The 12,782-nt window shown below is 44.4% G+C and carries 12 protein-coding genes and 1 riboswitch; of the genes, 4 read left to right on the forward strand and 8 right to left on the reverse strand.

Annotated elements, in window-relative coordinates:
- Nucleotides 1–80: 80 nt before the first annotated feature.
- On the reverse strand, nt 81–353 hold the full coding sequence (locus NYE49_RS15405) for a YtzC family protein (protein WP_003229117.1): 273 nt from the start codon (nt 351–353) through the stop codon (nt 81–83).
- Between the two features lie 161 nt (nt 354–514).
- On the opposite strand from NYE49_RS15405, the gene NYE49_RS15410 reads away from it, so the two are divergent.
- Together NYE49_RS15410 and NYE49_RS15415 are read left to right on the forward strand one after the other, a co-directional pair.
- Nucleotides 515–1,483 carry a TIGR01212 family radical SAM protein gene (locus NYE49_RS15410; RefSeq protein WP_015483590.1) on the forward strand — a complete coding sequence of 323 codons (969 nt, stop codon included), beginning with the start codon at nt 515–517 and terminating at the stop codon, nt 1,481–1,483.
- Nucleotides 1,480–2,064, forward strand: coding sequence for a class I SAM-dependent methyltransferase (locus tag NYE49_RS15415; RefSeq protein ID WP_004398483.1), 585 nt, complete (start codon nt 1,480–1,482; stop codon nt 2,062–2,064). Before NYE49_RS15410 ends, NYE49_RS15415 begins: the two co-directional genes overlap by 4 nt.
- On the opposite strand, the gene tbcS is transcribed toward NYE49_RS15415, so the two are convergent.
- Nucleotides 2,054–3,157: a tetraprenyl-beta-curcumene synthase gene (tbcS, locus tag NYE49_RS15420; protein WP_033882168.1), complete on the reverse strand. Its 1,104-nt coding sequence runs from the start codon at nt 3,155–3,157 to the stop codon at nt 2,054–2,056. The genes NYE49_RS15415 and tbcS overlap by 11 nt on opposite strands.
- Before the next feature lie 20 nt (nt 3,158–3,177).
- Nucleotides 3,178–3,957 (reverse strand): phospholipase YtpA, encoded by a 780-nt coding sequence (gene ytpA / locus NYE49_RS15425; protein WP_342410397.1) that lies wholly within the window; start codon nt 3,955–3,957, stop codon nt 3,178–3,180.
- A gap of 48 nt (nt 3,958–4,005) precedes the next feature.
- On the opposite strand from ytpA, the gene NYE49_RS15430 reads away from it, so the two are divergent.
- Entirely contained in the window at nt 4,006–4,521 is a 516-nt protein-coding gene (locus NYE49_RS15430; protein ID WP_004399093.1) for a gamma carbonic anhydrase family protein, read from the forward strand.
- A gap of 245 nt (nt 4,522–4,766) precedes the next feature.
- Here the strand turns inward: NYE49_RS15430 and alaP are convergent, their stop codons facing one another.
- From alaP to metK, 3 genes are all read right to left on the reverse strand, one after another.
- On the reverse strand, nt 4,767–6,158 hold the full coding sequence (gene alaP / locus NYE49_RS15435) for an alanine permease AlaP (protein ID WP_047183068.1): 1,392 nt from the start codon (nt 6,156–6,158) through the stop codon (nt 4,767–4,769).
- 136 nt (nt 6,159–6,294) lie between these two features.
- Nucleotides 6,295–8,193: an asparagine synthase (glutamine-hydrolyzing) gene (asnB, locus tag NYE49_RS15440; RefSeq protein WP_004398625.1), complete on the reverse strand. Its 1,899-nt coding sequence runs from the start codon at nt 8,191–8,193 to the stop codon at nt 6,295–6,297.
- 149 nt (nt 8,194–8,342) lie between these two features.
- Nucleotides 8,343–9,545: a methionine adenosyltransferase gene (gene metK / locus NYE49_RS15445; RefSeq protein ID WP_003229102.1), complete on the reverse strand. Its 1,203-nt coding sequence runs from the start codon at nt 9,543–9,545 to the stop codon at nt 8,343–8,345.
- 167 nt (nt 9,546–9,712) lie between these two features.
- Nucleotides 9,713–9,851, reverse strand: a riboswitch (SAM riboswitch).
- Between the two features lie 196 nt (nt 9,852–10,047).
- Between metK and pckA the strand changes: the two genes are divergently transcribed.
- Nucleotides 10,048–11,631 carry a phosphoenolpyruvate carboxykinase (ATP) gene (gene pckA, locus NYE49_RS15450; RefSeq protein ID WP_342410400.1) on the forward strand — a complete coding sequence of 528 codons (1,584 nt, stop codon included), beginning with the start codon at nt 10,048–10,050 and terminating at the stop codon, nt 11,629–11,631.
- Between the two features lie 38 nt (nt 11,632–11,669).
- On the opposite strand, the gene NYE49_RS15455 is transcribed toward pckA, so the two are convergent.
- Together NYE49_RS15455 and NYE49_RS15460 are read right to left on the reverse strand one after the other, a co-directional pair.
- Nucleotides 11,670–11,912, reverse strand: a complete 243-nt coding sequence (locus NYE49_RS15455; RefSeq protein WP_004398611.1) for a DUF2584 domain-containing protein — start codon at nt 11,910–11,912, stop codon at nt 11,670–11,672.
- 51 nt (nt 11,913–11,963) lie between these two features.
- On the reverse strand, nt 11,964–12,737 hold the full coding sequence (locus NYE49_RS15460; RefSeq protein WP_003246204.1) for a prolyl oligopeptidase family serine peptidase: 774 nt from the start codon (nt 12,735–12,737) through the stop codon (nt 11,964–11,966).
- Nucleotides 12,738–12,782: the final 45 nt, after the last annotated feature.

The raw sequence follows: 12,782 nt of genomic DNA on the forward strand, positions 1-12,782 counted from the left end.
TTAATACAATAAATACTTTGACTCACAAAGTCAATCCTTTTTTTACAAAAAAACGGACCCTTTTAAAAGGGTCCGTTTTCCTACACATCAAGAGGGTGCTGCAGGATCATATTATTTTGCAAAGATTGAAGCTGAAGTCTCATTCTGTACAGCTGTTCTCTCTGCTGATCATTTGACGACAGCCATAGTTTATTCAAGGCATTTACCGCATCTTCTAGCTGCATTTGTGCATCACTATATTCTTGATCGTTATAATGCTCTTGTTTAGAAGCGATTTTCAGCTGTTCTTCAGCATAATCATAGGCCTGCATACATTGCTGGAGATGTTCATCTACTGATTGTCTTGTTGCCACAGTAACCCCTCCTCTTGGTAATGGAAATCATCCATCATTCATATTGTAGCCTCATCTGACTTTATTCAATAAAGTAATTTATGGTCGATATTCATTTGTTCTCTTGTGAAATGCGTGCTACAATTTTAGGATGCAATCGTACGCAAGGAGGCACATGAATTGTGATGCAGAACAATCCTTTTCCTTATTCAAATACGGAAAAACGCTATCATACATTGAATTATCATCTCAGAGAACATTTCGGCCATAAGGTGTTTAAAGTAGCGCTTGACGGCGGTTTTGACTGTCCGAATCGGGACGGCACCGTAGCCCACGGAGGCTGTACGTTTTGCAGCGCAGCAGGCTCCGGCGATTTTGCCGGGAACCGGGCCGATGATTTAATTACGCAATTCCATGACATCAAAAACCGCATGCACGAAAAATGGAAGGACGGCAAGTACATCGCTTATTTTCAGGCTTTCACAAACACTCACGCCCCGGTTGAGGTGCTTCGTGAGAAATTTGAATCCGTCCTCGCCTTAGATGATGTGGTCGGCATTTCGATCGCCACACGCCCGGACTGTCTGCCTGATGATGTCGTTGATTACTTGGCAGAGCTGAATGAACGTACGTATTTGTGGGTGGAGCTTGGGCTTCAAACAGTTCATGAACGGACTGCACTTCTGATCAACCGCGCACATGATTTTAACTGCTATGTGGAAGGCGTTAATAAATTAAGAAAACACGGCATACGTGTCTGCTCGCATATTATCAACGGGCTGCCTTTGGAAGACCGGGACATGATGATGGAAACGGCAAAGGCCGTCGCAGATTTGGACGTCCAGGGCATTAAAATCCATCTGCTTCACCTACTGAAAGGCACGCCGATGGTCAAGCAATATGAAAAGGGAAAGCTGGAATTTCTTTCTCAAGATGATTATGTGCAGCTCGTCTGCGATCAGCTTGAGATCATTCCGCCTGAAATGATCGTCCACCGCATTACAGGCGACGGACCGATTGAGTTGATGATCGGGCCAATGTGGAGCGTCAACAAATGGGAAGTGCTTGGCGCCATTAATAAAGAGCTAGAAAATCGAGGCAGCTATCAAGGAAAGTTCTTTCAGCAGCTTGAGGAGGAATCAGCGCTATGATTTTGAAGAAAATTCTTCCTTACAGCAAAGAACTGCTGAAAATGGCCGCGGGAGAAGGAGATATTGTCGTAGACGCGACAATGGGCAACGGACATGATACACAGTTTTTAGCGGAGCTTGTTGGTGAAAACGGTCATGTGTACGCATTCGACATCCAAGAATCAGCCGTGGCCAATACAAAGGAACGGCTCGGTGACATGTATCAAGCGCGAACAACGTTATTTCACAAAAGCCATGATAAAATCGCTGAATCCCTCCCGCCTGAAACACATGGCAAAGTGGCGGCCGCGGTATTTAACCTCGGCTATTTGCCGGGCGGGGACAAATCAATTACGACAAACGGAAGTTCCACGATCAAAGCAATTGAACAGCTTCTCAGCATCATGAAAGATGAAGGTCTGATTGTTCTCGTCGTCTATCATGGCCACCCGGAAGGCAAAGCTGAAAAAAACGACGTGCTCGAGTTTTGCCGGGACTTGGACCAGCAAACAGCCCGTGTATTAACATACGGATTTATCAATCAGCAAAATGACCCGCCATTTATTGTCGCCATCGAAAAAAAAGCTCAGATCAGCAAATGATTTGAGCTTTTTTCTTTGAGTTTTTCATCCAGGACATTTTTTGAAATTTCCGGTAGGCTCTGCCGTTGATATAAAAGAAAAGGGAGGTTTTTCCGCTGGCTTTGATCAGCTTCTTTGCGAGCCGGCCCATTTCCTTTTGGCCTGCCACTTTATCATCTGACAAATAAACACCAAGCAAGCCGCGATTGATTAAACGATGGAAGTTTTCATGCGGAATGCCTTGTAAATGCTCGTCGGCTTTATGGATAAAGTGTTCAAGCCGATTCATCATCTCTTCATGAGACTGATAATACGAGCAGAAATTCAAGTCTCCTTCCAGCAAGTCCTCCTCTTGATCAATCAAATAATCAAGAAGAATATGAAGACCCTGTATGTAAGGAAAATAACTGTCGCGGATTTTTTTAGCGGTGCTTTCTGTGAAATCAGGCTGGAACGAATACGCAACCAGACAGAAAATGCCTAACGTTGAGCCTGCACAGGCTGAAAATTCATACCATTCCATCTCAGGCAGCTCTGATTCATATTGAGTAAACCACTTTTCAAGCCGCGGAACACGCTCATGCTCAATAACGTGCTTATGCACCTGCAAATCGCAATAATAGCCGCACAGTTCAAGCAGATAAGGTTTAATCATGTCATAGTGCTCAATGGAACCAAGGACACGCTGGCACGTTTTGACCAGTTCGTGCAGATATCCGCTGTCATCCTGTTCTTCCCTGAATTGATAATAATTTTGCAGTTCCGCCCCCACTGTCAGTGCGTCCTGCATTGAGGCATGGAGCATCCGAAAATCCTGCGGGTCCAGCGAGGTGCTGCGGTCACACAGATTGTCCAAATAATCACTAATCGTTTGATACGCGATGATAAACTCGACACATTTCTGCTTTTGGCTGCCTGACAATAAGGCCAGTATGCCGCCGCCTTCACAGTGAAACGTTTTGTCCCGAATACTTGCGGTTGCCTGTGCTTTCAATTCACTGTTATGAATCGATTCTGATTTTTGTTTCCATATGTCCAGCTCTTGATGAACGAGCGGAAAAATATCTCGATATACCTTTGCCATCAATCCAAAAGGATGTTCCGGTACTGTCAACACATGCACCCCCTACTAGTTCAAATATATTGATCAGTAAACGCTCTTGCTGCTTTAAAGACATCTTCTCTCTCGGGTTCATTGAAGATCTCATGGTAAAGCCCTTCCCACTCTCTGTATGCTTTATTATGAGAAGCAACACCATTAAACCACTTGATGACCATCGTTTTGTCAACAAGCTTGTCATCACCGGCTTGCATCACAAAAAGCGGAACTTTCAAAAATGCCTCTGTCGGCACCATTGCCGATTCAATTGTCTTTAAAAGCTCTCTGTACCATCTGACAGAAACTTTCCTGACGTATAACGAATCATTTTGGTCAGCCTCGATGACGTCCTCATTGCGCGTCGCCATATCAATTGATAATCCCGAATCAACCTTAAGTGACGGAGCGATGACATTCAGGCCTTTTGATGCAAGATCAAGCGCTTTATTGACTTTAATTTGCAGTCCGAGACACGGTGATGATAAAATAATTCCCGTAATCCGGGGATTTCTTTGCTGTTTAACCCATTCAATCGCGACCAGACCGCCCATGCTGTGACCTAGAAGAAAAACCGGCAGATCAAAGGTTCGCGCTTTATCTATCCAAGCATCTACTTCATCAATGTATTCTTGAAACGAGCGAATATGCCCTCTCGCTCTTGTCGTTGTTCCCTGTCCAGGCAAATCGCCCATGACTACGTGATAACCCGAAGACCGCCACATTTCAATCAGCCATTTATATCGTCCGTGATATTCACTTGCCCCGTGAATGATGACAATCACTGCAACAGGTCTGTCTGCTTTCCAGGTCCACATGCTCTTCACCTCATACGAAATTTAAATAGAGAAAGAAGGATGAAACTTATGATCTACCCTTATAAGGAACACAAGCCAGATATCCACCCAACAGCCTTTATAGCTGATAATGCAACAATTACCGGCGATGTCGTTATCGGAGAACAGTCCAGCATTTGGTTTTCTGTTGTCATAAGGGGAGATGTTGCGCCGACCAGAATCGGAAACAGAGTCAATATCCAAGATTTAAGCTGCCTCCATCAAAGCCCGAACAAGACGCTACTCATTGAAGATGACGCCACGATAGGCCATCAGGTTACACTTCATAGCGCTGTTATCCGCAAGAACGCCTTAATCGGCATGGGCTCAATCATTTTAGACGGAGCCGAAATTGGCGAAGGCGCTTTTATTGGTGCCGGCAGTCTTGTCCCGCCCGGAAAAATCATTCCGCCTGGCCATCTCGCCTTTGGCCGCCCTGCAAAAGTCATCCGCCCTTTGACGGAAGAAGACCGAAAAGATATGCAAAGAATACGGTCAGAATATGTAGAAAAGGGCCAATATTATAAATTTCTTCAACAAACATAAGACCTGCTTCGTCTTACTTTACCATTTTTCAAATTATATTTGAAAGCAATAACCATCGTTAACCCGGACGTCATAACAGTTCGGGTTTCGATTTTTCCATAAAACGTTCACATATAGCATGAAACGTATGACTTTTATCTTATCACAAAACTATAAACAGCCTCTGCAAACACACATACTTATTCTTTCCTGTTCTCTATTTTCTATGAGCACACACAAAAAGAGCCCACTGGGAGCTCTTTTTGTCAGCTGATATTTCGTTCGCTGGCAGAAGCTGCATTTTTTTTATGAAACCCTTTTCCATAGTACACAGCCAGCAAGATGAGAAACCATATCGGCCCGATAATCACGGCTACTCTTGTATCAGGGCTGTAAGCCATAAGAATGACGACGAATGCTAGAAATGCCAATGACACATAAGACGTAAACGGAAATAAAGGCATTTTGTACTTTAATTGTTTCTTTTCTTCCGGCTTCAAACTTTTCCTGTATTTTATTTGAGAAAGCAAAATGATTGCCCACGTCCAAATCGCTCCGAACGTCGCAATACTTGTAACCCAAGTAAATACCTTCGCAGGGACAACATAGTTTAACAGCACTCCAACTAATAAAGCCCCCGCTGAAGCCAGAACAGCTTTACCCGGGATGCCGCCTTTCGTCAGCTGACCATATGCTTGTGGCGCCTCTTTCTGTTCCGCCAAGTTAAACAGCATCCGTCCTGTGCTGAAAATACCGCTGTTGCATGAAGACAGCGCGGCAGTCAACACGACAAAGTTAATGATGCCTGCGGCCGATGGAATGCCCACTTTTTGAAATGTGAGAACAAATGGACTTCCTTGAGAGCCAATTTCCTGCCACGGATAAATAGACATAATGACAAATAAAGCGCCTACATAAAAAATCAAAATCCTCCAAAATACTGTATCGATTGCTTTGGCTAACGATTTTTGCGGGTTTTTCACTTCGCCAGCCGTCACCCCGATCATTTCAATCCCTAAATAGGCGAACATGACCATTTGAAGAGACAATAGAACCCCTTTTAATCCATGAGGGAAAAATCCTCCGTTGTTCCACAAATTGCTGATTCCGGTTGCAATGCCTCCATTGCCGACTCCTGCAATAATCATCAATAAACCGACAACAATCATGGATAAGATCGCAACAATTTTAATCAATGCGAACCAAAATTCCAGCTCGCCGTAAGCTTTGACAGCCAGGAAATTAACACCCGTCATAATGACCAGCGCCGATAATGCCCAAATCCAGTTTGGCACGTCCGGAAACCAGAACCCCATATAGATGCCGACAGCAGTAATTTCAGCCATACAGGTGACAACCCATAAAAACCAGTAGTTCCACCCTGTTAAATAGCCTGCAAGCGGTCCCAAATAATCACGCGCATACCTGCTGAAGGAGCCTGCGACCGGTTTTTGAATGGCCATTTCCCCAAGCGCTCTCATAATAAAAAACATGACCAGGCCGCTTGCGGCATACGCTACCAAAATACCAGGCCCTGCTAATTGAATAGCTGATGCGGAGCCGAGGAACAACCCTACTCCTATAGCAGCTCCTAAAGACATTAAAGAAATATGCCTTTCTTCGAGTCCGCGGTGCAGCTCTTGTTTTTGTTTTTGCATGCTTTCTTCTCCCCTAGAAAAAAATATCATTAAATCATTTTTCTGAATATTCCGTACGAATTGGGTAAACCAATGATGATGGAGAAATAAAAGGATAACAACAAGGCTTTCGACTACTCGAAAGCCTTGTTGTCTGTTACACAAAGATGACTTCTTTAGGCTGATGGCTCAGCTCTTCAGGCATATACCGTTTTTCAATATTGATGCTGTGCCAGATCATAAAGATCAGTACAGTCCAGATTTTACGGCTGTTATCAGCCTTGTCCGCACAATGGTCTTCAAGAAGCTGAAGGACATAATCCTTATGGATATAAGCATCCGTTTGGCTTTCCTGAATAATATTCCGCACCCATTCGTTCATTTCGTTTTTCAGCCAATGACGGATCGGTACAGGGAAACCAAGCTTTTTGCGGTTTAATACGTGCTCAGGCACAATTCCTTCAGCGGCTTTGCGAAGAAGATACTTCGTCGTGCCGTTCTTCGTTTTCAGCTCATCAGGAATTTTTGAAGCGACGTCGAATACGACTTTATCCAAGAACGGCACACGCAGTTCCAAAGAATTCGCCATCGTCATTTTATCCGCCTTTAACAAAATGTCGCCGCGCATCCAAGTGTGGATATCGACATACTGCATTTTGTTGATATCGCTGTACGAGCTGCTTTCTGTAAAGTAAGTCTTCGTCACATCGCGATATGAAAGGTTCGGATTATAATGCTTCAACAGCTGCTTTTTGACAGACTCTTCAAAGATTTTCGCGTTACCGATATAACGATCTTGAAGCGGAGTACAGCCGCGCTCAAGCAGGCTCTTTCCTCTCATACCTTCAGGCATAACGGCAGCAACGTGCAGAAGCATCTTTTTCAGGCCGGACGGAATCCGTTCAAACGGTTTAAGCGAAAGCGGCTCACGGTAAATGTTATATCCGCCGAAGAGCTCATCCGCTCCTTCACCTGATAAAGCAACCGTAACATGTTTTTTCGCTTCTTTTGCAACAAAGTACAACGGAATCGCTGCCGGATCAGCAAGCGGGTCATCAAAATGCCAAACGATCTTCGGAAGCTCATTCATGTATTCCTCAGGCGAAATGACTTTGCTGATATTTTCAATGCCCAGCGCCGCTGCCGTTTCTTTCGCTACATCAACCTCACTGAAGCCCTGCTGTTCAAAGCCGACAGAGAATGTTTTTAAGCTTGGATGAAATTCCTTCGCAACAGACACAATAAAGGAAGAATCAATCCCGCCAGACAGGAATGAACCGACAGGAACGTCACTTCTCATATGAACGTTTACAGAGTCATAGATCGCGTCTCGGACTTCTTTCACAAGCTTGTCTTCTTCAGTCTGAACCGGCTTGAAGTTCGCTTTGAAATACGTTTTGAATGTGATATCGCCGTCCGGGCGGATTGTGAATTGTGAACCCGGCTCTACTTTTTTCACATGGGCATCAAGCGTGCTTGGTTCAGGAACAAATTGGAAAGACATGTACTGCTGCAATGCCTCTTTATCTATTTCAATATCATTCTGAGCAACCATTAAACTTTTTCTCTCTGAGGCAAAATAAACCTGATCATTGATCGTTGTGTAGTACAACGGTTTAATGCCGAATGGATCTCTTGCCCCATAAAGCACATGATCGTTTTTATTCCAAATCAGAAAGGCAAACATACCGCGCAGTTTGGACGCCGCTTCTTCTTTATAGTGACGGTAAGTCGCAAGAAGAACCTCTGTGTCCGAATCCGTGTTGAATGTGTACCCCTTTGCTTCAAGCTCTTCTCTCAGTTCAATATAGTTATAGATTTCTCCGTTAAAGATAATCCAATATGTTTCATCTTCATATGATAAAGGCTGTCCGCCATTTTCTACATCAATAATGCTGAGCCGTCTGAATCCGAAGCCGACGTGCTCATCATGGAAATATCCATCACTGTCAGGACCGCGGTGAACGATCATTTGGTTCATTTGTTTGATTAGTTCTTCTTGATCAGCGGTTTGAGCTAACGGATGCTTGTTAAAAACCCCGACAAATCCACACATAGTATTGCCTCCATAATTAAAATTGTCATCATTGAACCCCTATTTATAGACGCTGTGAATAGTATTTGGTTTCACAGTTATGTAAAAAAATAAACATGAATACAACGATAAAAAAGGGAAAGCCGCTTAACCAGTAAGCGGCTATAAAATTATTCTCCTAACGCTTCTTTACGCAGCTGCTCCGCTTTGTCTGTGCGCTCCCAAGGAAGGTCAACATCGTGACGTCCAAAGTGGCCGTACGCAGCAGTTTGTTTGTAGATCGGACGGCGCAAATCAAGCATTTTGATAATGCCGGCAGGTCGTAAATCAAAGTTATTGCGAACAACTTCAATCAATTTTTCCTCAGAAGCTTTTCCGGAACCGAATGTGTTGATTGAGATTGACACAGGCTGTGCAACACCGATCGCGTAAGCAAGCTGTACTTCGCAAGAATCAGCAAGCTCAGCCGCAACGATGTTTTTCGCAACGTATCTTGCCGCATAAGCTGCAGAACGGTCTACCTTCGTCGCGTCCTTACCTGAGAACGCGCCTCCGCCGTGGCGTGCATAGCCGCCGTACGTATCAACGATGATTTTGCGTCCTGTAAGTCCCGCATCCCCTTGAGGCCCTCCGATTACGAAACGTCCTGTAGGGTTGATGAAATATTTTGTTTCTTCATCAATCAGCTCTTCAGGAACAACCGGATTGATTACATGTTCTTTAATGTTGCGCTGAATTTGCTCAAGTGTAATTTCAGGGTGATGCTGAGTTGAAATCACAATCGCGTCAATGCGGACTGGTTTGTTATTTTCATCGTACTCAACCGTTACCTGTGTTTTGCCGTCAGGGCGAAGGTACGGAAGAATATCTTCTTTACGGACTTCACTTAGGCGGCGGGCTAATTTATGGGCAAGTGAAATTGGAAGAGGCATAAGCTCTTTCGTTTCGTTGCACGCATAACCGAACATTAATCCTTGGTCACCCGCACCAATCGCTTCAATTTCTTCGTCGCTCATTGTGCCTTCACGGGCTTCAAGCGCTTGGTCGACGCCCATCGCGATATCAGCAGACTGCTCATCAATTGATGTTAAAACCGCACAAGTTTCCGCATCAAATCCGTATTTTGCACGTGTGTATCCGATTTCTTTAATGGTTTGGCGAACCGTTTTCGGAATGTCAACATACGTAGAAGTTGTGATCTCTCCGCTTACAAGAACCAAACCTGTTGTCACAGATGTTTCACAAGCAACACGCGCGTTAGGGTCTTTCTTTAAAATTTCATCTAAAATGCTGTCAGAAATCTGGTCACAGATTTTATCCGGATGCCCCTCCGTAACAGATTCTGATGTAAATAAACGACGATTTTTACTCATGATTTGCTTCCTCCTGCACAAGGCCTCCCGAAAGACCTTGTATATATGATACGGAACTCGCTCCCTCTTATACAATGTACAGTTATATTAGAGAATGTTAATTGGCATATTTATGAAATAAAAAAACCTTTTCCATCGAGGAAAGGGTTTGGTCTTTGTGCCTTTCACTCTTATCGCTCAAGGAATCATACAACCTTGCAACAGGTTAGCACCTTGGTTGTCTCACTCAGTTGAACATAATAAATAACAGAGAAACCGGTTGCTGGGCTTCATAGGGCCTGTCCCTCCGCCAGCTCGGGATAAGAGTATCCGCTCAATGAAATATCTTATCGTAAAAGGGTTTGCAATGTCAATATGATTCAGAAGAAATAGGCACCTATATTGAGGGAAAACAATGGAAATGCACACACAAAAAATAATAAATAGTATAGACTATTTGAAAATATATGTTATACTAATTCACAATTAGCAAAACACAAAAAACGATAAAGGAAGGTTTCATATGAACTCAGTTGATTTGACCGCTGATTTACAAGCCTTATTAACATGTCCAAATGTGCGTCATAATTTATCAGCAGCACAGCTAACAGAAAAAGTCCTCTCCCGAAACGAAGGCATTTTAACATCCACAGGTGCTGTTCGCGCGACAACAGGCGCTTACACAGGACGCTCACCTAAAGATAAATTCATCGTGGAGGAAGAAAGCACGAAAAATAAGATCGATTGGGGCCCGGTGAATCAGCCGATTTCAGAAGAAGCGTTTGAGCGGCTGTATACGAAAGTTGTCAGCTATTTAAAGGAGCGAGATGAACTGTTTGTTTTCGAAGGATTTGCCGGAGCAGACGAGAAATACAGGCTGCCGATCACTGTCGTAAATGAGTTCGCATGGCACAATTTATTTGCGCGGCAGCTGTTTATCCGTCCGGAAGGAAATGATAAGAAAACAGTTGAGCAGCCGTTCACCATTCTTTCTGCTCCGCATTTCAAAGCGGATCCAAAAACAGACGGCACTCATTCCGAAACGTTTATTATTGTCTCTTTTGAAAAGCGGACGATCTTAATCGGCGGAACTGAGTATGCCGGTGAAATGAAGAAGTCCATTTTCTCCATTATGAATTTCCTGCTGCCTGAAAGAGATATTTTATCTATGCACTGCTCCGCCAATGTCGGTGAAAAAGGCGATGTCGCCCTTTTCTTCGGACTGTCAGGAACAGGCAAGACCACCCTGTCGGCAGATGCTGACCGCAAGCTGATCGGTGACGATGAACATGGCTGGTCTGATACAGGCGTCTTTAATATTGAAGGCGGGTGCTACGCTAAGTGCATTCATTTAAGCGAGGAAAAGGAGCCGCAAATCTTTAACGCGATCCGCTTCGGGTCTGTTCTCGAAAATGTCGTTGTTGATGAAGATACACGCGAAGCCAATTATGATGATTCCTTCTATACTGAAAACACGCGGGCAGCTTACCCGATTCATATGATTGATAACATCTTGACTCCAAGCATGGCCGGCCATCCGTCAGCCATTGTATTTTTGACGGCTGATGCCTTCGGAGTCCTGCCTCCGATCAGCAAACTGACGAAGGAGCAGGCCATGTACCATTTCTTGAGCGGTTACACGAGTAAGCTTGCCGGAACCGAACGTGGTGTAACGTCTCCTGAAACGACGTTCTCTACATGCTTCGGCTCACCGTTCCTGCCGCTTCCTGCTCACGTCTATGCTGAAATGCTCGGCAAAAAGATCGATGAACACGGCGCAGACGTTTTCTTAGTCAATACCGGCTGGACCGGGGGCGGTTACGGCACAGGCGAACGAATGAAGCTTTCTTACACTAGAGCAATGGTCAAAGCAGCGATTGAAGGTAAATTAGAGGATGCTGAAATGATAACTGACGATATTTTCGGCCTGCACATTCCGGCACATGTTCCTGGCGTTCCTGATCATATCCTTCAGCCTGAAAACACGTGGACCAACAAGGAAGAATACAAAGAAAAAGCAGTCTACCTTGCAAATGAATTCAAAGAGAACTTTAAAAAGTTCACACATACCGATGCCATCGCCCAGGCAGGCGGCCCTCTCGTATAAAAAACAAAAGCCAAGAGCAATTATGCTCTTGGCTTGTTTTAATTGACGGAATGCAAAGAAGTCAGCTTGTATGTAATGATGGTACGGCCTTCTTCCCATTGAAGCTTCTGCACTTCAGCGGTGCCTGACTTTTCGCCAAACTTTGTTTTGCGTACATCCATTGGAATCTCCATCGGATATACTCGGTATCCGTCCTTCTCTAACGTGAATATATTCTCATCTATGCGAACTTCTTTTCCTTTTGTCACAATCAGTGTATTAAATTCAACAGGCATTCCCAAAGTGAAATCCCCTTTCGTTCTCTTTTTTCTTTATCATAACATATTTCACTGTCAGCGGTTTTTCATCCATTGTGTGAGCTGCCGCACGATACGCCGGTTTTCTTTTGGCGGGAAATAATGTGTGAATGTACTGTAGTACCACGTCTCCACCGGCTTATGCAGTTGTTTTAGCTTCTCTTCTAATAAATAGGAATGCTGAATCGAAACATTTTGGTCTTTTTCTCCATGGATTAACAGCACGGGAGCCTGAATTTTGTTTACTTGGTCAAACGGTGTCCTCCATTGATATTCCTCAGGCACCTTTTTCGGTGTTCCGCCGATGACTCTTTTCATCATCCGCCGCAAATCCTGCCGCTCCTCGTATGTAAGAATCATATCACTGACGCCTCCCCAGGAAACAAATGAAGCTGCCTGCCCGCCCATTTCGATCGCAGTGAGCATTCCCATAATTCCGCCGCGGGAAAAACCGAAGATATGAATTCTGTCCTTCTTGACATTTGGGTGCTGCTGAAGCAGGCGAAAAGCAGAAAATGCATCCTCCCTGTCTTCTCCTGCAAAATCCTCATTGCCTTCTCCTCCTTGATTTCCTCTGTAAAAAGGAGCAAACACCACAAACCCTTGGGATGCAAACTGGATAATCCGGCCCGGCCGAACCATGCCCACGCTTTTAATCCCGCCGCGCAAATATAAAAATCCGTCATATTGTCCCGGTTCCGCCGGCTCAGCCAGAAGCCCCTTAACCCGTAATCCATTTGACAGATAGCAGATCGTATACAAACGCACATGCTGGCTTGGCGACGGAAATCTTCTTTTCTCTACAATCAAAACAGCCGCCTCCTTTTTTTCTATATGCTTTCCTTACTCCAAAAT

The sequence above is a fragment of the Bacillus sp. FSL L8-0358 genome (assembly GCF_038593095.1).
In the GTDB taxonomy this organism is placed as follows: Bacteria; Bacillota; Bacilli; order Bacillales; family Bacillaceae; genus Bacillus; species Bacillus subtilis.